Below are 22352 nucleotides of genomic sequence, written 5' to 3'. Positions count from 1 at the left end.
CCGGGTCGGGGCGCCGGTGGTGGATCTCAGCCGAGGTCGAGCCCGTGCTCTTCGAGGGCGGCCTGGAGGATTCCGAGCGCCTTCGGGCCCATGCCGTGCAGCTTGGCCAGGTCCACCCGGGGGACGCCCGCGAGCTGGCGCAGCGCGGTGTAGCCGGCGCCGTGCAGGGCCCGGGTGGCGGGCGCGCCGATCTTCGGCAACGTGTCCAGAGAGGAGGTCATCCGGGGATGGTAGACCGACCGGTCGCGCGGATGCCGGCCCCGCGCGCCAGGCCCGCCGGCCGGCCGGGTGCCCGGCTCCCGGGTCGAGCGGGCCCGCCCGGCAGGCCGGGTCAGGGACGAGCCCGTCTGGCAGGTCGGGTCAGGGACGGCCCGTCGGGTCAGGGACGGGCGATCTCGCCGGTGGAGCCGGCGAGCGCGTCCAGACCGCCGGCCTCGGCGCGGCCGCTGTCGAACTGACGCATCAGCCGGGCGCCCAGGTGCACGCCGACCCCGCCGACGGCCAGCGCGACCAGCTCGGTGACCAGGACCGCGACCGACGCGCCGCGCTGCGGGGAGTGTGACCGGACCAGGCAGGTGAGCAGGAACATCGCGGCCATCACCGCGTTCACCAGGTTGAAGGCGACAGCGGTGCGGCGGGTACGGTCGCCCGGCACGTCCCACAGGTCGACCATGCCGGCCACGGCGGTCAGCGCGGCGGCGACGAGGGCGGCGACGCCGGTCCAGTAGCCGACCTCGCCGAGGAACGCGGGCCCGCCGATCACGTCGGTGAGGTCGAAGACGGTGGCGCTGACGAAGAGCCCGAGCGGGAACGTCACGAGCATCGGTTGGATCGGGTGCCCCTGCACCCGTAGCCGGCTCTGCATCGGTCCTCCCCCGGGTCGGCGCAGCTCACCTGACCAGAGTGCTACCCGGGGCTGGTCGAGGCGAAACGACGCCGCCCGACTCGCCGGCAGCAGGGAGAACGGGCACCGTGGCCGCCGCCGCCGAGGCCGAACGGCCAGGCGGGCGGGTGATCGACTCGGGTTTCAGGAAGTCGGGGCGTCCGCCGGCCCATAACACCCCGAGTTCCAGGAACCCGAGTTGATCACACAGCCAACGCGGCCCGAGCGACCGACACGGCCGGAGCGGCCGGGGTCAGTTGTCGCGTTGGCGGGAGACCGTTCGGACCAGACGCTCGGCCACCTCGCGCAGCGGGATGTCCAGCGACGAGGCGGCGGTGCGCAGCACGTCGAGGGCCTCGGCCGGCAGGCACCCGCGCTGCGTCATGATCACGCCGACGGCCTGGCCCACCACCCCGTCCTGCAGGAGTGAGGCGTCCCGTTCACCGGCGAGGGTGAGCTGTCGGCCGCGATCGCGGACGGCGGCGAGCAGCAGACCGGCGTGTTCGGCGAGCAGCATGGCGGTCAACTGGTGTTGCGGGGTCAGCAGGTCCGGCGCGGCGGCGTACAGGTTGATCGCCCCGATCACCTGGTCGTCGATGTCGACCGGTGCGGAGATCACCCCGCGTACGCCGAGGTCTCGGGCGTGCGCCGTCCAGGCCGGCCAGCGGGGCTCACCGACCAGGTCGGCGGCGAGGATCATCTCGCGGCGGTGGACCGCGCTCATCGCCGGCGTGTCGGGCCCGTGGCGCAGGTCGTCCAGCCCGGCCAGCCCTTCGTCGGAGGCGGCCACCCCGGCCGGCTCGCCGGCCCGCAGGGCGGTGAACCCGCACCAGCGCACTCCGGCGACGGCGTCCCGGGTGACCCGGACCAGGGCCAGCAACGCCTCATCAAAGTCGGTCAGGGCGATCAGCTCGGCGGTGAGCTCCCGTAACAGCGCGGCTGCTTCCAGGACGCCGAGGGTCTGCACCACCGGTTCCCGCGTGTCGAGGTTCACCGGTTCGCAGCCTCCGTGCCGTCGCGCGCCTGCCCGGCAAGCATCGTCACCTGTGTCATCGTCTGCTCTCTCCCCGACTCGACCGACCAGCCCTACTACCCTGGGAAACCTAGGTCGAAACGGCGTAAATCGGGGCCCCGTCCGCACGCGGAGGCGCGATCGGGGCCCCGACGGTCGATTCGTCAGCGCGAGGCGCCGCTGAGCCGCCGCCCGATCGACGCGATCAGACGGTCGAGCTCGGACCCGAACGGGTTGTCGTGCACCAGGTACGTCCAGGTGGCGGTGGGCCGGACCAGGGTGCCGTCGTCGGGCTGCCAGTCCTCATCGAATTCGGTCTCGGTGAAGGTGGCGATGGTGCGGGCCTCGATCTCCGGGATCAGGTCGTTGAACGCCGGCACCGCGGCCCGGTGGAACTCGTCCAGCGGGTCGAGCCGGCCCAGCGCGCGCAGGTGCACGCCCTCGCGGACCTCCGACAGCTCGGCCAGGTGCTCGGCCCAGAGCCGGTCCAGGTGGTAGAGCGCGATCGACCGGGCGGCACGGGCGAGCAGGTCCTCGTCCATCTCGCCGGCCTTCTCGGGCTCCTTCTCCAGCAGCATCACCGCGGCCACGTCGCTGGTCAGCAGCCGCTCCCGACGCGCGGCGAGGGCCTTACGCTGCTGCTCGATCACCACGCTGTAGCGCCAGGTATTGCGGTGGATCTCGTGGTTGACGCCCTCGGCGACCCGCTGGGCGTGCTCCACCGCGTAGTCGACCTGCTCGTCGGTCACCAGACCGTCGGCGTTCATCCGCGGCGAGGCCGGCACCGAGTCGGCGGCGTGCCGGACGACGAGGTCGTCCTCCAGGCTGACGAAGAAGACCGAGCCACCCGGGTCGCCCTGCCGGCCGGCCCGACCGCGCAGCTGGTCGTCGACCCGGCGGCTGTCGTGCCGGCCGCTGCCGATCACGTAGAGCCCGCCCAGCTCGGCGACCCGCTCCTGGTCGGTCTGGTCGCTGCCGCCGAGGCGGATGTCGACGCCCCGGCCGGCCATCTGGGTGGAGACGGTCACCGCGCCGTACGCGCCGGCCTCGGCGATGATCGCCGCCTCTTCGTCGTCGTTCTTGGCGTTCAGCACGACGCAGGGCACCCCGGCGGCGTTCAGCCCGGCGGCCAACCCCTCGGACTCCTTGACGTCCAGGGTGCCGACCAGCACCGGCCGCCCCTTGGCGTGCCAGCGCTGGATCTCGTCGATCAGCGCCTCGTCCTTTTCCGCCCGGGTGGCGTAGATGCGGTCCGGCTCGTCCTCGCGGATGCACGGGGTGTTCGGCGGGATCACCGCGACCTCGAGGTCGAAGAACTCCCGCAGCTGGTCGCCGACCAGCACCGCGGTGGCGGTCATCCCGCAGACCTTCGGGTAGAGCGCGATGTACGCCTGCATGGCGATGGTGCCGAGCACCTCGCCCTCGGCGGTGGCGTCCAGCCCCTCCTTGGCCTCGACCGCGGCCTGGAGACCGTCCGGCCAGCGGCGGCGCTGGGCCACCCGGCCGCGCATCTCGTCGACCAGCTCGACCGAGCCGTCCCGGACGATGTAATCCACGTCACGGTGCAGCAGGGCGTGCGCGTGCAGCGCCACGTTGACCGCGGAGAGCTGCGCGACGTGCTCCTCGTCGTACAGGTCGATGCCGAGCTTGGCCTCGATGGCGGCCAGGCCGGCGGAGGTGAACGCCACGCTCCGCCCGTCCTCGGCGACCGTGTAGTGCTTGCCCTTGCGCAGGCCACGCACCAGCGCGGCGGCGGCGTGCACCGGGTCCTGCTCGCCCGGCACCGCGCCGGCCAGGACCATCGGCACCCGGGCCTCGTCGATCATGATCGAGTCGGCCTCGTCGACGATGGCGGTGGTCAGCGCGGGCTGCACCCGGTCTTCCACGTCGGTGACCAGCTGGTCGCGCAGGTAGTCGAAGCCCGCCTCGCTGACCGAGACGTAGGTGACGTCGCAGGCGTACGCGTCGCGCCGCTCCTGCGGGGTGGAGGCCTCGTTGACCCAGCCGACGGTGAGGCCGAGCAGGGTGTAGACCGGCTCCATCCACTGGGCGTCGCGGCGGGCCAGGTAGTCGTTGATGGTGAGCACGTGCACCGGGCCGTTGCCGAGCCGGACGTGCCCGTACGCGGCGACCGTGGCGGTCAGTGTCTTGCCCTCACCGGTGGCCATCTCGGCGACCTTGCCGGAGAGCAGCGACATCGCGCCGAGCAGCTGCACGTCGTACGGCCGCTGGTCGAGGCCACGGCGGGCGGCCTCGCGGCCGACGGCGCAGATCTCCTCGTAACCGGCGGCGGCGCCCGCGGCCGCGGTCAGCTCGGCGTCGTCGAGCGCGGTGAGGTCAGCCTCGCGCGCCTCGATCGCCGGGAGCAGTTTCTCCAGCGGAGCAAGATCCACGGTCGAGCCGGGGCGCTGGAGGAACCGCCGGAACTTGCTCTTGAACCGTTGCGACACACCCATGAGCGGCAACGGTACGCGATTCCGGGCGGCACGCGCGGCCCGGCCGCCCGGCAAGTCTGCCTTCCTGGGGCGCAGTCAGCCGACCAGCAGCTGGTGGCTGGCGAGTTCCCGGTACAGCGGGTCGGTGGCGGTCAGTTCGGCGTGGGTGCCCACGGCCACCACCCGGCCGCCGTCGAGGACGACGATCTGGTCGGCGTCGACCACTGTGGCGAGCCGGTGCGCCACGATCAACAGGGTCCGGCGGACGGCCACGGCGTCGATGGCGCGGCGCAGCGCGACCTCGTTGCGGGAGTCGAGGTTGCTGGTCGGCTCGTCGAGCAGCAGCACCGGCGGGCCGGCGAGCAGCGCGCGGGCGATGGCCAGCCGCTGCCGCTCACCCCCGGAGAGCAGCACCCCACCCTCCCCCACCTGCACGTCGAGGCCCAGCGGGGTGCGCTGCGCCAGGTGGCCCAGGTTGACCTCGTCGAGGACGTCGCGCAGCCGGTCGTCGGTGGCGTCCGGGGTGGTGATCAGCAGGTTCTCCCGCAGCGTGCCGGCCAGCACGGGGGCCTCCTGCTCCACGTAGCCGAGCCGGGCCCGCAGCGCGTCGCGGGGCAGGTCCCGTACGTCGGTGCCGTCGAGTCGGACCGCGCCGGCGCTCACCTCGTAGAAGCGCTCGACCAGGGCCAGCAGGGTGGACTTGCCGGCGCCGGAGGGACCGACCAGGGCGGTCCGGGTGCCGGCGGGGACCGCGAAGCTGACCTCGTGCAGCACCGGCTCGCCGCCCGGGTAGCCGAAGCCCACCCGGTCGAACTCGATCATCGGGTTCGGGCGGCGCGGAGTCGCGGCGGCGGGCGCCGGGCGGTCGTCCGCGCCCTCCGCGGGCACGGCGAGGATCTCCTCGATCCGTTGGAGGGCGCCCAGGCCGGACTGCAACTGGGTGTACGCCCGCAGCACCTGGCCCAGCGGCAACGCCAGCAGGAACAGGTACATGACGAACGCGACCAGGTCGCCGACGGAGATCGCCCCGGCGGCGACCCGCGCCCCACCGATGCCGAGCACCAGCAGGAACGCGCCCTGCACGGTGACCGAGCCGATCGGGCCGACCAACGCCTGCACCCGGGCCACCCGCAGCCCCGCCGCGTACGCCCCCCGCGCGCTGCCGGTGACGGCCTCCGTCTCGCGGGTCTCGGCGCGGCTGGCCCGGATTGTCCGGGCCGCCGAGATGGCCCGCTCCACCGCCGAGGTCATCTCGCCGATCCGCTCCTGGGCGACCCGGGCCAGCGCCCGGACCCGGCGAGCGAAGGTGGCGGCGAAGACCAGCCCCAGCGCCACCCCGAGCAGGGTGACGCCGAACAGCAGCGGGTCGAGCAGCACCATGGCCGTGCCGGCGCCGACCACCGTCACCGCCCCGGTGACCGTCTCGAAGAGCCCGGAGGTGACGACCGCCCGCAGCAGCGTGGTGTCCGAGCCGACCCGGGAGAGCAGGTCCCCGGTGCGTCGGCGGTCGTACTCGGCGATGGGCAGCCGCAGCAGGTGACCGGCGAGCCGGCGCCGGGTGCCCAGCACCACTCCCTCGGCGGTGCGTTGCAGCAGGTAGTCGCGCAGCCCGCCGATCGCCGCGCCGAGCACCACGAGGGCCACCAGCACCGCCACCAGCCGGGACACGCCCTGCTCGGCGCCGATCCGCTCGAGCACCGACCGGGTGAGCAGCGGCTGCGCCAGCGACGCCGCCGAGCCGATCAGCGACAGCGCGCCCACCACGACCAGGGTGCCGCGGTGCTCCCGCAGGTACGGCAGCAACGCGGCCAGGCCGACCGACCGGCCCGCAGGGCTGCCGCCGACCGGCCGGTCGGTCGAGGTGTCGCCGGGAACCGGCCGGTCCTGCACGGTGCTCATGTCGCGAACGGTAGCCGGCCCCGGCACGCGGCGAAGGCGGGTCAGGCGGCGAGCACCACCTGAAGCTCCTGGCGGCGACGGTCGGCCAGGTCGGTGAGGAGGGCGGGCGCCTCGTCGAACGGCACCACCGCCGAGACGAGGTGCTTACGGATCGCGTCGCCGTACGTCCTGAGCAGGTCCACGGTCTCGGCGGAGAGCCGTTCGCGGTCCCAGGTGGGCGCGAGCCCACGCGGCACCCGGCCGATCTGGGCGCAGCGCAGCGACAGGCCGTTGTGGTGGAACTCCTCACCGAGGCGGACCGCGTCCGCGCCGCCCTGGTAGAAGGCGAGGTCGATCACGGTGCCCTGGGGCCGCAGCAGCCGCAGGGCGAGGTGCAGCGCCCACGCCTGCCCCCGGCACTGGAACACCACGTCGGCGCCCCGGTCGCCGGCGGTGTGCGCCCAGCGGGTCTTGAGCACCACCGCCGGGTCGTCCGCGTCGGGGTCGAGGGTTTCCAGACCGAGCGCCTCGGCGACCTGGCGGCGTTGCGGGGTGGGGTCGAGCACCACCACCGACGCGGCGCCGTTGCGCCGGGCGAACAATGCCGTCAGCAGCGCCACGACACCGGCGCCGACGACGGCGACCCGTCGGCCGCGTACCCCGTCGCCGAGCGCCCGGACGTCGGAGCCGTGCAGGTCGGCGGCGGCGTGCAGCAGACCGTTGGCGCAGATCGGGCCCATGTGCGCGACGTAGACGCCGAGCAGCGGGTCCAGGTCGTCGGGCAGCGCCACGAACCGTTCGGCGACCGGGTCGGCCAGCCAGCCGGTGCGGTGCCCGTACGTCATCGCGCCGACCGTGCCCACCTCGATGGCCGGGGTCTCGCTCTCCACCACCCGGCCGACCTGCATGTAGCCGAGTCGGGTGACCGGGTAGGGCGTGCTGGCCGCGCCCGGCTGGAACAGCCCCAGGTCGGCGTTCCAGGTGACGTTCAGGTAGGGGTTCGTGCCCTTGACGTAGCTCAGCTCGGTGCCGGCGGAGACACCGCTGAACAGCGTCTCGACCCGGAACGTGCCGGGGCGCAGCGGGGCGGCGTCCTGCTCGACGAGGTCGACCCGGCCGGGGCCGGTGACCACCACGACCTTGTCACGCATCGACGGTCACCCCGGTGGCGAGCACCGTCGGCGCGGTCGCGGTGGCGAGCCGCACGGTGGTGCCGGTACGGGCCGAGTCGGCCACCGCGAGGGCCAGGCGCTGGGTCGCGAGGGCCTCGGCGTACGGGACGCGCACGTCGTCGCCGATGCCGCGGACGGCGTCGACGAAGGCGCGGTCCACCGCCACCCGGGCGGCTTCCGGGTCGGCGGGGACGTGTCGTTCGCCGTCGGCGTCGCGGATCGACAGCCCGTCCTCGGTGATCGCGAGGGCAAGCCCGTCGGCGAGGATCTCCAGGCCGGCGCGGTGCTTCCAGCCGAGGACGCAGGCGGCGCTGAGCGTGCCGACCGCGCCGTCGGCGAAGCGCAGCGCGGCGGTGGTCACCGAGTCGATGTCGGCGCCGTCGACCGGCGGTGGGGTGCCGTTGCCGTACGCGGTGACCTCGGTCACCTCGCCGGCCAGCACACGGATCAGGTCGAGCACGTGGGCGGCCTGCTCGACCACCGGCCCGCCGGAGCGGTCCCGCCGCGACCACCACGCCACCGGGGGCACCTTGTCCAGCCAGGCGCCGCTGACCATCCGCACCGGACGGTCGGCGAGCAGGTCGCGGGCCTGGTCGAGCACGCTCAGGTAGCGCCAGTGGTGGCCGACGGCGGTGCGCAGCCCACGCCGCGCGACCAGGTCGGCGATCCGCTCGGCGGTGCTCAGGTCGACCGCGACGGGCTTCTCCACGAACATCGGCACCCCGGCCTCGATCACCGCTTCCTCGGCGGGACCGTGCGCGAACGGTGGCACGCAGACGTACACGGCGTCCAGATCGCTGGCCAGCAGCTCGGCGACGTCGGCGCAGGCCTGCCCGCCGTACTGCCCGGCCAGCGCGGACGCCGCCTCCGGCGCGACGTCGGTGACCCCGACCAGTTCGACGTCGTCAAAGCCGGCCAGCACCCGGGCGTGACGTTGTGCCACTCCCCCGGCTCCGATCAGACCCACCCTGCATTCCCGCATTCGGCACCCCTTTGAAGACCTTTCATGAGCGATGGGACCAGTCCCCCGGGGTGTGCGCAATCAAACGTTCATCCCCAGGGAACGCGGAGATGTCACCGTTGTGATCAAGCTGTTGCCGAGAAAGCGGTTAGCGCGTGGTGAGGAATGGGAACAACCAATTTCGGTTTTTTCACGCACGAACGGAGGGGTGCCCGTGCGGGATACGACATCGAGCGTTTCACCAGTGGTGGAGGCGTGGGCCACGTACCGGACGACGTCGGCGGGCGACTGGCCGGTGCGTCGACTGTTGCGTGCCAAGGGTGAGACCCGGGTCAGCGTGGTGCTGCCGGCGCGCAACGAGGAGGCCACCGTCGGCGCGATCGTGTCGACCATCCGGGAGCACCTGATGGATCGGGTGGCCCTGGTCGACGAGCTGATCGTGGTGGATTCCCGCTCGACGGACCGGACCGCGCAGGTGGCCCGCGCCGCCGGCGCGGAGGTGGTCAGTCAGGACGCGATGACCCGGGGGTTGCCCCGGCTCACCGGCAAGGGCGACGCGCTCTGGGCCGGGCTGGCCGCCGCCGAGGGGGACGTGGTGGCGTTCATCGACGCCGACCTGCGGGAGTTCCGGCCGCACTTCGTGAGCGGTCTGCTCGGCCCGCTGTTGACCGACCCGTCGGTCGACTTCGTGAAGGGCTTCTACCACCGGCCCCTGGTGGGCACCGCCAGCGTGGAGCAGGACGGCGGGGGCCGGGTGACCGAGTTGATGGCCCGTCCGTTGCTCAACCTCTTCTGGCCGGAGCTGGCCGGCTTCGTGCAGCCGCTTGCTGGCGAGTACGCAGGTCGCCGGGACGTGCTGGCCCAGGTGCCGTTCGTCTCCGGGTACGGGGTGGAGACGGCCATGATGATCGACCTGCTCGACCTGGTCGGCCTGGACGCACTGGCGCAGGTCGACCTCGGTGAGCGCAAGCACCGCCACCAGGACACCGCCGCCCTGGGCCGGATGTCCGCGCAGATCATGTTGACCGCCTGGTCCCGGCTGCAACGGCGCGGCTGGGCGACCCCCGGGTTTTCACCGGAGGCGTTGCTGACCCAGTTCCGTCGTGGCGGCTCGGACACCCTGCCGAACCTGGACCGCGAGATCGTGGTCAGCGACGTGTCCATCGAGGAGCGCCCGCCGTTGGCCGAACTGCGCCACCGGGTGCCCCGCCGCCGGGTGGCCGCCGCGTGAGCGCGAGGAACCTCACCGTGCTGATGAACGCCGGCCCGTGGCTGTCGGTGCCACCGCCCGGCTACGGCGGCATCGAGAACGTCATCGCCACGCTGGTGCCGGAGCTGCGGCGACTCGGCGTACGGGTGGTACTCGCCTCGGTGGGCAGCAGCACCCTGCCCGTGGACGAGCAGATCTCGGTCTTCGCCGACGGGCAGTTCGCCGCCTTGCAGCGGCCGTACAACCAGGTCTGCGGGATCGCCCAGGCGCACCTGGCCGGGGTGGTCCGGGAGCTGCACTCCCGCGACGACATCGACCTGGTGCACGATCACGTCGAGGCGGTCGGTCTGGCGACCCTCGCCGCGATGGGGCCGGCCGGACCGCCGACCCTGCACACCCTGCACTGGGACCTGGCCAAGCACCCGGCTCTCTACGGCAGCCTGGACGGCGGCGACCGGGTCCGGGTCAACGGCGTCTCCGCGTCGCAGCTGGCCCGCGCCCCGCTGGCGCTGCGGGAGCACTCGGTGGGGCACGTGCACCTGTCCACGCCGCTCGCCGTCGACGCCGACCGGCGGCCCCGACCGGACAAGGGCGAGCACCTGCTCATCCTGGGCCGGATCAACCCGGGCAAGGGCCAGGACGTGGGTGCCCGGCTCGCGCACCGGGTCGGTATTCCGCTGGTGCTGGCCGGCCCCGTCGGCCCGTACCATCGGCCGGCCGACCTGGCCGCGGCCGGCGACGAGGCCCGACAGAACCCGGACGTGCGGTTCTTCCTCGACGAGGTGGCACCGCACGTCGACGGTGACCTGGTCCGCTGGGTCGGCACCGTGGCCGGCCAGGAGCGCGACGACCTGCTCGCCAGCGCCCGCGCGTCGCTGTTCCCACTGCGGTGGGAGGAGCCGGGCGGCACGGCGGTCGTCGAGTCGCTCGCCCTGGGTACGCCGGTGGTGGCCACCGCCCGGGGTTGCCTGCCGGAGCTGATCGAGCACGGCCGCACCGGGCTGCTCACCACCGACGAGGAGGAGCTGGACGACCTCGTCCTCGCCGCCGAGTTGCTCGACCCCGACGAGTGCCGGCGGGTGGCCGCGCAGCGCTTCACGCCCGCGGTGATGGCGCAGCGTTACGTCGAGCTGTACGAGCGGGTCCGGCAGTCGGCGAGCGCGCCGAGGTTGCTGCCGGCCTGACCGACGGCGGGGCCGGCCGGTTTGCCGGTCGCGTCAGCGGGTAGCCGGCAGCGCTCATGCCCGCCGCGCGACGAGGAGCCGGGAATGGTCGGACCGATGGCGCACTCCCGGGCCCGACCCAACCCGGCCGACGGCAAACCGCCGGTCCGTCGCGCGGCGGCCACGGCGGGGGTGTTGTTCCTGCTGGTCGGCGTGCTCGGCTTCGTGCCGGGGATCACCAGTGGCATGGACGCGCTGCGCTTCGCCGGCCACGACTCGGGCGCGTACCTGTTCGGCGTCTTCCAGGTGTCGGTGCTGCACAACCTGGTGCACCTGGCGTACGGGGTGGTGGGTCTGGTGTTGGCCCGGACGGTGACCGGCGCTCGGGCGTTCCTGATCGGCGGCGGCGCGGTCTACCTGGTGCTCTGGCTCTACGGGCTGGCGGTGGACCACGACACCGGGGCGAACGTGCTGCCGGTCAACGACGCCGACGGCTGGCTGCACCTGGGGCTGGGCGTCGGCATGATCGCGCTGGGCGTCCTGACCGGCCGGCCCCGTCGCTGACCGCCGACCCGGCCTGACCGGGCGGGCCGGTCCCTGACCGCCGATCCCCTGCCTGACCGGCCGGGTCGGTCCCTGACCTGGGGTTGCGGGACGTGACCTGCCTCGCCCCGGCGTCGGTCCGGTTTGATCGGGAACGGCCTCGGGTAGTTGGCAGATCCCGACCCAGCAGCGAATTGAGGCGCCGATGTCGAGCCGGATCACCTGCGAGGTGCGCACCACGGCACCGGTGGCGGTCGTTCGGCTCGCCGGCCCGCTGCACCTGGGCACGATGCGTTCGGTGCACCACGCGCTGACCGAGGCGCTGGTCGACCAGCCGGAGGCGCTGGTGGTCGACATGGCCGAGGTGAACGTCGAGGACCGGTTGGCGCTGTCCGTGTTCGCCGCGACCGCCCGCCGGGCCGAGGAGTGGCCGGCCGTGCCGGTACTGCTCTGCTCCCCGTCGCCGATCGCCGCACGGTGGCTGGCCGAGTCGACCACGTGCCGGGTGCTCCCGGTCTCCGCGGACTGCGCGGAGGCGACCCGGCTGGCCGGCACGACCTCCCCGTTGCGGATGCGGGCCCGGCTTGAGCCGGTGGCCGAGGCCTGCCGGCGGGCCCGGGAGCTGGTCACCGACGCGTGCGCGCGGTGGAACCTGCCCGATGCGTCCGGCCCGGCCGCGTTGGTGCTCAGCGAGCTGGTCGGCAACGTGGTGCGCCACGCCGGCACGCCGATGCAGGTGACGGTGACCCTGCGCCGGCCGTATCTGCACCTGGCGGTGGTGGACGGCAGCAGCGCCCAGGCCCGGGCGGGCGGGACGGACCTGCACGCCGAGGGCGGGCGAGGGTTGATGCTGGTCAGGGAGCTGACCCAGCGGTGGGGCAGCGTCCCGGCCGGGCAGGGCAAGGCCGTCTGGGCGATGCTGCCGGCAACCTGAGCGTTCGAGGCGCTTACTCCCGGTACCAGCGTTCTGACCGAAATTACCGCTCTGGCCTGGTTACATGGTGCGAGGGTCGGGTAGGCACGCCCGTCCTTTCTGCCGTCACGACGGGGTGAGCAGCCATGCCCAAGCGGGTAACCACGGAACCCGGTCGCGATCGGGGCCCGGCGATCCTGGCACCGGCCCGTTTCGGGGGTTTCCCGGGAGCGGTACGAGCGCCGGTCCCCGGCAACTCCCTGATCAAGTTTCTCGCCACGACCGACCACAAGCAGATCGGCCTGCTGTATCTGCTGACCTCGTTCGGGTTCTTCCTGCTGGCCGGTCTGGAGGCGATGCTGATCCGGGCCGAGCTGGCCCGCCCGGGGATGCAGTTCCTCTCCTCGGAGCAGTACAACCAGCTCTTCACCTCGCACGGCGCGGTGATGCTGCTGCTGTTCGCCACGCCCGCGGCGTTCGGGTTCGCCAACTACATCGTGCCGATCCAGATCGGCGCACCGGACGTGTCGTTCCCCCGCCTCAACGCGCTCGCCTACTGGCTGTACCTCTTCGGCGGCCTCATGGTGGTCGGCGGGTTCCTCGCCCCGGGCGGCTCGGCAGACTTCGGCTGGACCGCGTACGTCCCACTCAGCAGCGTCGAGAACAGCCCCGGCGTGGGCGCGAACATGTGGGTGCTCGGGCTGGTCGTCTCCGGGCTCGGCACCATCCTCGGCGCGGTCAACCTGATCACCACGATCCTCACCCTGCGCGCGCCCGGCATGACCATGTTCCGGATGCCGATCTTCACCTGGAACATGCTGTTCACCAGCGTGCTGGTGATCCTCGTCTTCCCGCTGCTGGCCGCCGCGCTGCTGGCGCTCTCCGCCGACCGGTTGCTCAACGCGCACGTGTACGACGCGGCCACCGGTGGGCCGATGCTCTGGCAGCACCTGTTCTGGTTCTTCGGCCACCCCGAGGTCTACATCATCGCGTTGCCGTTCTTCGGCATCATCACCGAGATCATTCCGGTCTTCTCCCGCAAGCCGCTCTTCGGCTACACCGGGATCGTGCTGGCCACCATCGCCATCACCGTGCTGTCCATGACGGTCTGGGCGCACCACATGTTCGCCACCGGCCAGGTGCTGCTGCCGTTCTTCAGCATCCTGAGCTACCTGATCGCGGTGCCCACCGGTGTGAAGTTCTTCAACTGGATCGGCACCATGTGGAAGGGCCAGCTCACCTTCGAGACGCCGATGCTCTTCGCCATCGGCTTCCTGGTCACGTTCCTGCTCGGCGGCCTCACCGGCGTCCTGCTGGCCAGCCCGCCGGTCGACTGGCACACCCACGACAGCTACTTCGTGGTGGCGCACTTCCACTACGTGGTGTTCGGCACCGTGGTCTTCGCACTCTTCGGCGGCTACTACTTCTGGTGGCCGAAGATGACCGGGCGACTGCTCGACGAGCGGCTCGGCAAGGCGCACTTCTGGACCATGTTCATCGGCTTCCACGGCACCTTCCTGGTGCACCACTGGCTGGGCAGCGAGGGCATGCCCCGCCGGTACGCCGACTACCTGCCCACCGACGGTTTCACCACCCTGAACACGATCTCCAGCATCTTCGCGTTCATCCTCGGCCTGTCCACCCTCTTCTTCATCTACAACGCCTGGAAGTCCTGGCGGTACGGGGCGGTGGTGACGGTGGACGACCCGTGGGGCTTCGGCAACTCCCTCGAATGGGCCACCAGCTGCCCGCCGCCGCTGCGCAACTTCGACCGGATGCCCCGGATCCGCTCCGAGCGCCCCGCCTTCGACCTGAAGTACGGCCCGCTCGTCGCCGACCTGGGCCGCGACCTGCCGCAGCGCACCACCAAGCCGCCGCAGCAGTTCGCCGAGGAGCTGCGGACGGAGCACCACGTCCCGGAGTCGCCGTCCGCCGAGGGCGCGCACGGCGCCCGCGACGCGGTCGACTACCAGCCGGCGCCGCGCTCCGGCGCCCGGCCCGTGGACGTGCCGGAGCCCGAGGGCGTCCGCCGGCCGAGCTTCGAGCAGAGCGACCCGCCGAAGGACGCCGAGGACGCGCCGAAGCCGCACGAGCGCTGGCGGCACCCGCACAGCGACGGCAACCCCGAAGAGCACTGACCAGGGGTACGCGCAGAAGGGCCGACACCCGGCGGGTGTCGGCCCTTCGTTCGTCCGTGTGCGGTCAGTCCCGAGCCGGCGCCAGGCCGGCGGCGGTGAGCGAACGGCGCACCGCGGGCTGGACCCGGGTCAGCCGCAGCGGCACCCCGGTCCGCTCCGCCGCGTCCCGGCCGGCCATCAGCGCGGCGATCCCGCCGGCGTCGAAGCCACCCGCGCCGACCAGGTCGACGACGACCTCGCTGGGCTGGCCGGTGACCGCCTCCAGCATGGCCCGGCGCAGCTGGTCCGCGCCGTCGCGGTCGATCTCGCCGCCGACCTCGACCACCACCGAGTCGCCGTTCTGCTTGACCGAGATCCGGGTCTTGCCCGGGTCGGGTTCGGCGGCGCCGTTCTGCCACGGCGGCGGCGCGTCGGCGAGCATCGCCTGGCGCAGCCAGGTGAGCGCCCGCGACAGCAGCCGGGACACGTGCATCTGCGAGATGCCGAACCGGGCGGCGATCTCCGCCTGGGTCTGGTTGCCGTAGAAGCGCATCGCGAGGATCCGACGCTCACGCCAGGGCAGTCGGTGCAGCAGACCGCTCACCGTCACCCGGTCGTCGACCGACTCCAACGCGTTGTCGGACTCGCCGACCAGGTCTCCGAACTCGGCGGAGCTCTCCCCACCCACCGGCGCGTTCAGCGAGGCCGGGCTGTAGCCGGCCGCCGACTCCAGGGCGGCGAGGATCTCCTCCTCCGGGGTCTCCAGTCGGGCCGACAGCTCGGCCACCGACGGGGCCCGGGACAGCTCGCTGGTGAGCGCGGCGGTGGCCTGCCCCACCTCGAGGATCAGGTCCCGCAGCCGGCGGGGCACGTGCACGCCCCAGGTACGGTCCCGGAAGTGCCGTTTGATCTCGCCCACGATGGTGATCGCGGCGTACGCGGTGAACGAGCCCCGTTCCGGGTCATAGCGGTCGACGGCGTTGACCAGCCCCAACCGGGCCACCTGCTCCAGGTCCTCCAGCGGCTCCCCCCGCCCCCGGTAGCGGCGGGCCAGCCGGCCGGCGAACGGCAGCGCGAAGCGCACCAGGTCGTCCCGGGCCTCCCCCCGCCGCTCCGGTGGCAGCCCGGCGATCCGGGCCGCGTACGCCATCGCCGCCGCGTCGAGATCCTCCAGACCGCGATCGGTGGGTGGTGGTGTGGTCGTGGTCGTGCTCGTCTGTCCGAACATCCGCGCCTCCCTCAGGAAGGTCCCCCGCCCGGATCGGGAAACCGGTCGTGCGCGTGGTCGAGCCACGCACCGGGCCGGAAAGTGGGTCAGTGACTGGGATGCCAGCGGGCGACACCGCCTCTACGCAGCGCAATCAGGCCGTCGCAGCCAGCGATGTTCCCGCTCCGTAGGTACTCAATCACGGGACCCCGGGTTCGCGAGGATGTTTCGGCGTGCTCGTCTCAGGAGACCAGCAACCCCTGGTGGCCGCCGCTGTCGCGGAGCACGGCCAGTGCCTCGGCGACCCCCAGCGGGGGCGGCGTGGGCAGGTCGTACGGCTGGGCACGCAGCACCTCGGTGGCCCGGCGGGTGGGCACCGAGGTGACCGGGTAGCCCCGGGCGGTGGTGCGGTCCAGCGCCCGACGCCGCCGGCCGAACGCGGCGACGGCCAGCCACTGCGGCAGCCCGGCCAGCGCGGGCGAGCGCACCCCGGGCGGCTCGGGCAACACGTCCACCGAGCTGAACGCCTCGCTGCCGGCGAGCCACCACTCGGCCTCGTCGACGCTGCGGCGGGTGGCGTTCTCACACCAGTACGGCACCAGCCCCGCCCGCACCACCTGCCACGGGTCGAGCAGTCGACCGCACTCCACCACCAACCGGTCGCCGGTCTTGCCGGCCCGCCGCAGCCACCGCCGGTACAGGTCGGCCACGCCCGCGCTCAGGGCCGCCGGCCGGGGCACCAACACCCGGTGCAGCGGGTGCTGGTGGCGGGTGGACCAGTCCCGCGCGGCCAACTCGAAACCCGAGTCGACGCCGTGCTCGGCGTACGCCGACGGTACGGACACCTCCGGCGGCTCCCACCGGGTCGCGTCGCCGCCGACGGAGCGCAGCACCTGCCGCAACGCGTGGCTGTCCGGGTGGAAGTCCACCGGGTCCAGCCCGCTGCCCGGACAGCCGACCTGGAAGCTGTGCCCCGGTCCGCGCTCCAGCACCGGCCAGGTGCGCGCGTCGCGGACCAGCAGCACGGGGGCACCCGGCACCAGCCGGTCGGCCAGGAACTGCGCGTACGCGGCCGGTAGGGCCCTCCACGCGGCGGTCAGCGCCACGGTCGCCCCGGTCAGCGCGCCACGGCTGGCCGGGCAGTGCACCTGGCGCAGGTGCAGGTCGGCGTTGCCGGCGAGCAACCGGGTGGCGAGTGCCGCGCCGTGCTCCGCGGCGTCCGCCGGGCGGTCCACCCCGCCGTCGGACCAGTGCACGGTCATCTCGAAGCCCGCCGGCAGCCACGGCACGCCGAGGGCCACCGCGAGGTGCGCTGCCGCGCCGTGCGGAGAGCCGATCAGCACTCCGGGGTAGCGCCGGCGGGGGTACTGGTCGACGAACCAGCGGGCCACCCGGGCGGCGTCCACCTCGTCGATCTGGGCCACGGTGAGCGCGACCCGGCCGGCGGCGCGGGTGACGGCGGCACGGCGTACCGGCTCGGGGGCGCCGGGGAACCGCGACGTCGGCCCGGTGTGCCCGAGGTCCGCGCAGTCGACCCCGCGCAGTGCCCGGGCGGTGGCGGCGACCAGCACCCGGGCGGAGCTGCCCGCGGCCACGACCCGGTCGCCGGCGAGACCGGCGCCATCGGCCGTGAGCCCCTTGTGCACCTTGTGCACCGGCCCCACCTTGCCTCGTTCGCTCACCACGCGGCCCGGCTTCCCGTCCCGATGGGGTTCAAACGGGGCATCACCCACCCGGCGGCACATTCCGCTGGTCAGCGGGGTGCCCCGGTCATCACCGGCGTTCGGCGGCTCGGGTTTCGCCAGGGCCAGGACGGGCACTTCCGGGGCCATGCGCACCGACGACACCAGTGAGCCAGCCGCCGCCACGATCACCCCGTACGAGGACGGACCGCTGCTCGTCCGCGGCGACTTCGCGTTGGTCACCCCTGACGGCGAGCGCATCGACGCGCGGCGGGGCACTGTGGCGTTGTGCCGGTGCGGCAAGTCGGCGCTCAAGCCGTTCTGCGACGGCACCCACAAGGCGATCAACTTCCGCGCGGGTACCACCCGCGACGGCTGACCCCACGTCGCCACGTCACGCTTTCCGAATGTGCCGAGCCCCTCGGATCAGACGAGCGCGGGCGGGGCCACTTCGGGCGACGCGACAAGCGAGACCTTCGGCGGCAGGGCCGGCGGGGCGGGTGCGCGCAGCGAGCTGCGGCCGGCGCCCCAGCTGTCCAGCAGGTGCGCGGCGAACAGCCGGTCCACCGCGAGCCCGGCCGCCGCGCCGAAGAGCACGTCGGGGGCGAGGGCCGGCTCGACGCGGACCAGGCCGCCGCACATGTCGTGCGCGGCGATCTGCTCGTGCACCGCGTCGGCCTCGACGTGCTCGTCGTAGAAACGGGTGGCCACCTCGTCGAAGCCGAGCCGGCGCAGCCCGTTGCCGTAGCGACGGTTCGGCAGCGACGAGGTCATCTCGAACGCGGCCAGGTGCCCGAGCAGCGCGCCGCGCAGCCGTCGGTGCAGCCCGAACAGCGACATCAGGTTGTTGGTCGCCAACGTCACCGCCGGCGCCACGTCGATGTGGGCGCCGTAGCCGGTGTCCAGGCCCAACCGGTCGAGGGTGCCCCGGAACAGCTCGGCGTGCATCCGGTCCAGCCGCCCGTTGCCGTACTCGTCGGTCTGGATCTCCACGAGCGCGGCCTTGGCCGGGCCACCGAGGCGGGGCAGCGCCCAGCTGTGCGGGTCCGCCTCCCGCAGGTGGTAGACGGAGCGGTGGGCGACGAACTCGCGGAACTGAACGAGGTCGGCGCGGCGTTGCAGCGTCGCGGCCAGCGACGGCCCGTCGTCGGCCGCGACCAGCTCGGCCAGGCCGGCCGCCACCCCGGCGGCGGGCACCGACGGCGCGCCGACCAGCCGGCGCAGCGCCGCCTCGAAGACCCGTTCGCAGCGGGCACGCAGCGCCAGCAGTGTCGGCTGCCACTCCCACGACTCGTCCACCCCGAGCCAACCCCGGTAGTGCAGCTCGTAGCAGAGGAACAGTGTCAGCTGAAGGTCCTCGTCGGTGATCGGGTCCGCCGGGTCGAGGTCGACGCCGAGATCGGCCGGCAGGTCGCAAGGTGGGCGCCGCAGAGCCTCGACGACCGCTGCGGAGAGCGGCCCCCGCGCCGTCGGCAGGGTCGCGGGACCGTAGCGGCGGTCGGCGGGCTCGGACATGGGACCTCCAGCGTCGTCGGGCCGCTACTGATGCCCTGGTCCGGGGTGGCTAAACGAGATCGTCGGCGTTCGCGGTGACCTCCACCTGCTCGCGGACCTTCCGGGCCGGAGCGCCCTCGGCGTACAGGCCGCGCAGGTCGGCGAAAGCGGGCTCCGGCGGCGCCAGCGACACCGCCGGGTCGACGACCGCCTCCAGGACGCAGGGGCGGTCCGCGGCGAGGGCCTCGTCCCAGGCCGCGCCGACCAGCTCCGGGCGGTCCACCCGCACCCCGTGCAGCCCCAGCAGCCGGGCCCACCCGGCGTACGGCACGTCGGGGCGACGGTGGGTCGGGTCGGACGACGGTCGTCGCCCGCCACCCATGCCGTTCTGGTCCCGGTTGTTGAGCACCAGCACCACCAGTCGCGGGTCGCGCCACTGCTGCCAGAGGTGCGACACGGTGATCAGTTCGGCGAGCCCGTTGAGCTGCATCGCCCCGTCACCGACCAGCGCGACCACCGGCTGGTCGGGGGCGGCGAGCTTGGCCGCCACCGCGTACGGCAGCGCGCAGCCCATCGAACCGAGTGTGCCGCACAACTGCGCGTTGACCCCGGGCGGCAGGGTCAGGTGCCGGGCGTACCAGTAGAGGACCGAGCCGACGTCGACGGCGACCGCGCCGGTGCCGGGCATCCGGGCGGACAACTCCTGAAGGACGAACTGTGGGTTGACCGGGTCCGCGGCGGCGGCGGCCCGCTCGGCGGCGACCTCCCGCCACCGGTCCACCGAGCTCTCCACGGTGGCGCGCCACTGCTGTTCGGGCCGGCCGCGCAGTCGGCTCAGCAGCGCACGCAGCGTCTCGGCGGCATCACCGACCAGCGGCACGTCGGCCGGGTACCGGGTGCCGATCCGCCGGCCGTCGATGTCGATCTGCACCGTGCGCGCCTGCTCGGGCATCGGGAAGTAGTCGGTCCACGGGTCGTTGGTGCCGACCATCAACAGCGTGTCGCAACCACCCATCAGCTCGGCCGCCGCCGGGGTGCCGACCTCGCCGAGCACCCCGGTGTGGAACGGCAACCGCTCGTCGAGCACCGGCTTGCCGAGCAGCGAGGTGGCCACCCCGGCGCCCAGCCGGTCGGCGATCTCGATGATCTCGGCGGCCGCGTCCCGACCGCCCTGGCCCACCAGGATCGCGGTCCGCTGGCCGCCGCTGAGCAGCTGCGCGGCGGCGTCCAGGTCCACCTCGTGCGGCAGGACCCGGGCCAGCGGTTCGCCGGGCGTCGCCGTGATCACCCCAGCGCCGTACGACTGGAGGTCGGGCACCAGCGCCTCCTGCAACTGTCGGGGCAGCACCACGCACGTCGGGCTGCGGGTCGCCGCCGCCGTCCGGAACGCCTGGTCCAGCAGCGCCCCCACCTCGTCGGGGCTGCGGCCGTACCGGACGAACTGGTTGCACACGTCCCCGAAGAGCCGGCTCAGCCCGATCTCCTGGTGCGCCCCGCCGAGCGGCCCGGAGATGTCCTCCCCGACGATGGCCACCACCGGCTTGCTGTCCAGCTTGGCGTCGTACAGGCCGTTGAGCAGCTGGACGGCGCTGGGCCCCTGGGTGGCGAGGCAGACCCCGATGCCGCCGGTGAACTTGGCGTGCCCGGTGGCCATGAACGAGGCGGTCTCCTCGTGCCGGGCCGGGATGAACGCCGGCTCGCCGCCGGTGCGGTCCAGCGCGTCGACCAGTGGAGCGATCGCCTCGCCCGGGTACCCGAAGGCGCGGGGTACCCGCCAGGCCAGCAGCCGCTCCACCACGACGTCCGCAACCGTTCGGTCAACCATTGCCGCGCCCCGGTGTGCTGGGGTCGACGTAGCGCAGTACCGCGCCGACGCCGTCGGTGAGGTCGGGCGCCTCGTCGGCGCCGAGCACGGTCAGTGCCGCGTCGGTGCCGACGAGCGCTCGGACCAGCGCCGCGTCGGCGCGTACCCGCTGCGGGTCGGCCACCGACATGGCGGCCAACTGCCCCGGGTCGACGGCGATCTCGGTGGGTTCCGCGCCGATCCACAACTCACCGTTGGCCGACGGGTCGTCGACGATGATCATCATGTCCACCTGGTTGCGTTGCAGGGCCGAGACGACCGCGTCGAGGCCGCCGCCCACGTCCTCCTGCACGCCGAACTTGTCCAGCGCGTCGCTGATCCGCTGGTCGGCGATCTCCGCGATGGTCTGCACGGTGAGGTCGTCCAGCATCGTCTGGTCGGCGCCGCCGGCCCGCGACCCGGCGTCGGTACGGACCACCAGGTCCTGCCAGCGCTCCGGCATCTGGGCGGCGATCATTCCGGTGGCCCGGACGTCACCGGCGACCACCACCACGTCCGCGCCGACCCGGTCGGCCAGCTGCACGGTCGCCGCGGTGACGTCGCCGGCGTTCTGGTGCCACGCCTCCATGGCCGCCCGCTGGTAGCGCGACTGGGACCAGCCGCCGGGCTTCGCCCGCCGCAGCGGGTACTCGTCCCGGCCGGCGACGTGTGCTCGCCGGGGCACCCCGCCGGCGCTGACCGCCATCGCGTCGGCGCCGAGCCGGTCGGCGACCACGCGCACCCAGGCCACCTGTTCGCCGCGCTGGGCGAGCAGCGGCATCACGTGCGGCAACGGGCCGACGTTGGCCAGGTCCCGCAGTGGCGGCGCGGACAGGTATTCGGAGAGCACCACGTGGCCGTGACTGGCGAAGAGCGCCAGGCCGTAGTCCCCGACCATCGGATCGTGACCTCGGACCACCCGGTCCAGCGCGGCGATGTTCGCCTCGTCCGCCCCCTGTTCGGCCAGGCTGCGTTCCAGGGCACGCCAGCGCAGGTCCAACGCGGGTTTGGCGTCCTCCGTGTCCGCGGAGGCGTCCAGATACACCGAGCACCACGGCCCGGGACGGTCGTAGAGCGGGCGCAGGAAGGACAGCTGCATGCTCGACCCCTTTCCAGCTCGGCCCCCCGCTTACCCGGGTCGCCGGGGATGTCACCTCGCGGCCGTGAGCCCGTGACCAGGTTTCATTCACGTCGTTCAACCGAGGACGTCGATACGATCTGTGAACACAAGCGGACTCTCGGTGGTGGGAATGGACAGCGGACTCGATACCCGACGGATCGTGCACCCGACGGAACGAATCGTCACCGGGCGGCTGATCCGCCTGCTCGACGGCTACACCCGTGAGGTACGCATCGGTCAGCCGGTGCTGGTGGCGGTGCTCGCCGCGGCGGCCTTCGCCCGGTTGCCCGCTTTGCTGCTGCGCTCGCTCTTCTCGTTCGGCGGCGGCAGCACCCGCCGTCGCTGGAAGGAGCTGAAGCAGGGCCCGGAATACCTGGTCACCCCGGTGCGGCTACGCAACACCGCCGGTCAGCTCTGCGAGGTGGAGCTGCACGGTCACCTGCCGCAGAGCGCCCTGCACCCGGCCGATCAGGTGCAGCTCACCCTGCGCCCGCAACGCGACCCGGAGCTGCCGCCCCGGATCGAGCGGATCGTCAACCTCACCACCGGGCAGTTGCTGACCCCGCGTACGGCGACGCTCTGGTCGCATCTCGGGCCGCCACTGCTGTTGCAGGCGTTCCTGGGCACGCTGCTACTGGCCGGCATCGCGGCCTGCTCCGCGCTGACCTGATCGGTCCGCCGGGCGGGCGGCTCGGCGGCTCAGCTCAGCGGGTGGGGTG

The 22352-nt window shown here is 73.2% G+C and carries 19 protein-coding genes; 7 read left to right on the top strand and 12 right to left on the bottom strand.

The genetic code is table 11. The features are described from left to right. Window positions 1–26: 26 nt before the first annotated feature. The 7 genes from ACQRWP_RS09255 to ACQRWP_RS09225 form a co-directional block, all read right to left on the bottom strand. The gene (locus ACQRWP_RS09255) at window positions 27–221 is read right to left on the bottom strand and encodes a DNA-binding protein (protein WP_430501737.1); all 195 of its coding nucleotides are present in this window, start codon (window positions 219–221) and stop codon (window positions 27–29) included. Between the two features lie 158 nt (window positions 222–379). After that, entirely contained in the window at window positions 380–865 is a 486-nt protein-coding gene (locus ACQRWP_RS09250; protein WP_410818360.1) for a DUF2231 domain-containing protein, read from the bottom strand. 271 nt (window positions 866–1136) lie between these two features. Next, on the bottom strand, window positions 1137–1877 hold the full coding sequence (locus ACQRWP_RS09245; RefSeq protein WP_430501735.1) for a GAF and ANTAR domain-containing protein: 741 nt from the start codon (window positions 1875–1877) through the stop codon (window positions 1137–1139). A gap of 182 nt (window positions 1878–2059) precedes the next feature. Beyond that, complete coding sequence (gene secA2 / locus ACQRWP_RS09240; protein ID WP_430501733.1) at window positions 2060–4351, bottom strand: accessory Sec system translocase SecA2; 2292 nt, start codon at window positions 4349–4351, stop codon at window positions 2060–2062. Window positions 4352–4426: 75 nt separating this feature from the next. Continuing rightward, window positions 4427–6229: an ABC transporter ATP-binding protein gene (locus tag ACQRWP_RS09235; RefSeq protein WP_430501731.1), complete on the bottom strand. Its 1803-nt coding sequence runs from the start codon at window positions 6227–6229 to the stop codon at window positions 4427–4429. A 41-nt stretch (window positions 6230–6270) separates the two neighbouring features. Then, a complete protein-coding gene (locus ACQRWP_RS09230; protein WP_430501730.1) occupies window positions 6271–7359 on the bottom strand; it encodes a zinc-dependent alcohol dehydrogenase in 1089 nt (362 codons plus the stop codon). Next, window positions 7352–8362 (bottom strand): Gfo/Idh/MocA family protein, encoded by a 1011-nt coding sequence (locus tag ACQRWP_RS09225; protein ID WP_430501729.1) that lies wholly within the window; start codon window positions 8360–8362, stop codon window positions 7352–7354. Before ACQRWP_RS09225 ends, ACQRWP_RS09230 begins: the two co-directional genes overlap by 8 nt. Before the next feature lie 226 nt (window positions 8363–8588). On the opposite strand from ACQRWP_RS09225, the gene ACQRWP_RS09220 reads away from it, so the two are divergent. From ACQRWP_RS09220 to ctaD, 5 genes are all read left to right on the top strand, one after another. Beyond that, window positions 8589–9572, top strand: coding sequence for a glucosyl-3-phosphoglycerate synthase (locus tag ACQRWP_RS09220; RefSeq protein ID WP_430503164.1), 984 nt, complete (start codon window positions 8589–8591; stop codon window positions 9570–9572). A 23-nt stretch (window positions 9573–9595) separates the two neighbouring features. Then, window positions 9596–10735, top strand: coding sequence for a glycosyltransferase (locus ACQRWP_RS09215; protein ID WP_430503163.1), 1140 nt, complete (start codon window positions 9596–9598; stop codon window positions 10733–10735). Between the two features lie 84 nt (window positions 10736–10819). Further along, entirely contained in the window at window positions 10820–11278 is a 459-nt protein-coding gene (locus ACQRWP_RS09210; RefSeq protein ID WP_430501728.1) for a DUF4383 domain-containing protein, read from the top strand. 184 nt (window positions 11279–11462) lie between these two features. Beyond that, entirely contained in the window at window positions 11463–12191 is a 729-nt protein-coding gene (locus ACQRWP_RS09205) for an ATP-binding protein (RefSeq protein ID WP_430501726.1), read from the top strand. 125 nt (window positions 12192–12316) lie between these two features. Further along, complete coding sequence (gene ctaD, locus ACQRWP_RS09200; RefSeq protein WP_430501724.1) at window positions 12317–14308, top strand: aa3-type cytochrome oxidase subunit I; 1992 nt, start codon at window positions 12317–12319, stop codon at window positions 14306–14308. 64 nt (window positions 14309–14372) lie between these two features. Here ctaD and ACQRWP_RS09195 read toward each other — a convergent pair whose 3' ends face one another. After that, window positions 14373–15515, bottom strand: a complete 1143-nt coding sequence (locus tag ACQRWP_RS09195) for a SigB/SigF/SigG family RNA polymerase sigma factor (RefSeq protein WP_279516281.1) — start codon at window positions 15513–15515, stop codon at window positions 14373–14375. A gap of 221 nt (window positions 15516–15736) precedes the next feature. After that, entirely contained in the window at window positions 15737–17179 is a 1443-nt protein-coding gene (locus ACQRWP_RS09190) for a hypothetical protein (protein ID WP_430501722.1), read from the bottom strand. Between the two features lie 145 nt (window positions 17180–17324). Here ACQRWP_RS09190 and ACQRWP_RS09185 point away from each other — a divergent pair, with 145 nt between their 5' ends. Further along, window positions 17325–17555, top strand: a complete 231-nt coding sequence (locus tag ACQRWP_RS09185) for a CDGSH iron-sulfur domain-containing protein (RefSeq protein WP_430501721.1) — start codon at window positions 17325–17327, stop codon at window positions 17553–17555. A gap of 47 nt (window positions 17556–17602) precedes the next feature. On the opposite strand, the gene ACQRWP_RS09180 is transcribed toward ACQRWP_RS09185, so the two are convergent. The 3 genes from ACQRWP_RS09180 to ACQRWP_RS09170 are packed head-to-tail and all read right to left on the bottom strand — an operon-like array spanning window position 17603 to window position 21612. After that, a complete protein-coding gene (locus tag ACQRWP_RS09180) occupies window positions 17603–18691 on the bottom strand; it encodes an iron-containing redox enzyme family protein (protein ID WP_430501719.1) in 1089 nt (362 codons plus the stop codon). Between the two features lie 49 nt (window positions 18692–18740). After that, complete coding sequence (locus ACQRWP_RS09175; protein ID WP_430501717.1) at window positions 18741–20495, bottom strand: thiamine pyrophosphate-binding protein; 1755 nt, start codon at window positions 20493–20495, stop codon at window positions 18741–18743. Next, window positions 20488–21612 carry a Vms1/Ankzf1 family peptidyl-tRNA hydrolase gene (locus ACQRWP_RS09170; RefSeq protein WP_354946292.1) on the bottom strand — a complete coding sequence of 375 codons (1125 nt, stop codon included), beginning with the start codon at window positions 21610–21612 and terminating at the stop codon, window positions 20488–20490. Before ACQRWP_RS09170 ends, ACQRWP_RS09175 begins: the two co-directional genes overlap by 8 nt. 142 nt (window positions 21613–21754) lie before the next feature. On the opposite strand from ACQRWP_RS09170, the gene ACQRWP_RS09165 reads away from it, so the two are divergent. After that, window positions 21755–22303, top strand: coding sequence for a hypothetical protein (locus ACQRWP_RS09165; RefSeq protein WP_430503162.1), 549 nt, complete (start codon window positions 21755–21757; stop codon window positions 22301–22303). Window positions 22304–22352: the final 49 nt, after the last annotated feature.

This window comes from Micromonospora trifolii (assembly GCF_050516465.1).
Classification (GTDB): Bacteria; Actinomycetota; Actinomycetes; order Mycobacteriales; family Micromonosporaceae; genus Micromonospora; species Micromonospora trifolii.
The sequence above is the reverse complement of the archived record's forward strand: the minus strand, read 5'-3'. Positions and strand labels throughout refer to the sequence as shown.

Coding starts and splice junctions, on each gene's coding strand:
- ACQRWP_RS09255 (WP_430501737.1), bottom strand. CDS start 221: ATGACCTCCTCTCTGGACACGTTGCCGAAGATCGGCGCGCCCGCCACC.
- ACQRWP_RS09250 (WP_410818360.1), bottom strand. CDS start 865: ATGCAGAGCCGGCTACGGGTGCAGGGGCACCCGATCCAACCGATGCTC.
- secA2 (WP_430501733.1), bottom strand. CDS start 4,351: ATGGGTGTGTCGCAACGGTTCAAGAGCAAGTTCCGGCGGTTCCTCCAG.
- ACQRWP_RS09235 (WP_430501731.1), bottom strand. CDS start 6,229: ATGAGCACCGTGCAGGACCGGCCGGTTCCCGGCGACACCTCGACCGAC.
- ACQRWP_RS09230 (WP_430501730.1), bottom strand. CDS start 7,359: ATGCGTGACAAGGTCGTGGTGGTCACCGGCCCCGGCCGGGTCGACCTC.
- ACQRWP_RS09225 (WP_430501729.1), bottom strand. CDS start 8,362: ATGCGGGAATGCAGGGTGGGTCTGATCGGAGCCGGGGGAGTGGCACAA.
- ACQRWP_RS09215 (WP_430503163.1), top strand. CDS start 9,596: ATGAACGCCGGCCCGTGGCTGTCGGTGCCACCGCCCGGCTACGGCGGC.
- ACQRWP_RS09210 (WP_430501728.1), top strand. CDS start 10,820: ATGGTCGGACCGATGGCGCACTCCCGGGCCCGACCCAACCCGGCCGAC.
- ACQRWP_RS09205 (WP_430501726.1), top strand. CDS start 11,463: ATGTCGAGCCGGATCACCTGCGAGGTGCGCACCACGGCACCGGTGGCG.
- ctaD (WP_430501724.1), top strand. CDS start 12,317: ATGCCCAAGCGGGTAACCACGGAACCCGGTCGCGATCGGGGCCCGGCG.
- ACQRWP_RS09195 (WP_279516281.1), bottom strand. CDS start 15,515: ATGTTCGGACAGACGAGCACGACCACGACCACACCACCACCCACCGAT.
- ACQRWP_RS09185 (WP_430501721.1), top strand. CDS start 17,325: ATGCGCACCGACGACACCAGTGAGCCAGCCGCCGCCACGATCACCCCG.
- ACQRWP_RS09180 (WP_430501719.1), bottom strand. CDS start 18,691: ATGTCCGAGCCCGCCGACCGCCGCTACGGTCCCGCGACCCTGCCGACG.
- ACQRWP_RS09175 (WP_430501717.1), bottom strand. CDS start 20,495: ATGGTTGACCGAACGGTTGCGGACGTCGTGGTGGAGCGGCTGCTGGCC.
- ACQRWP_RS09170 (WP_354946292.1), bottom strand. CDS start 21,612: ATGCAGCTGTCCTTCCTGCGCCCGCTCTACGACCGTCCCGGGCCGTGG.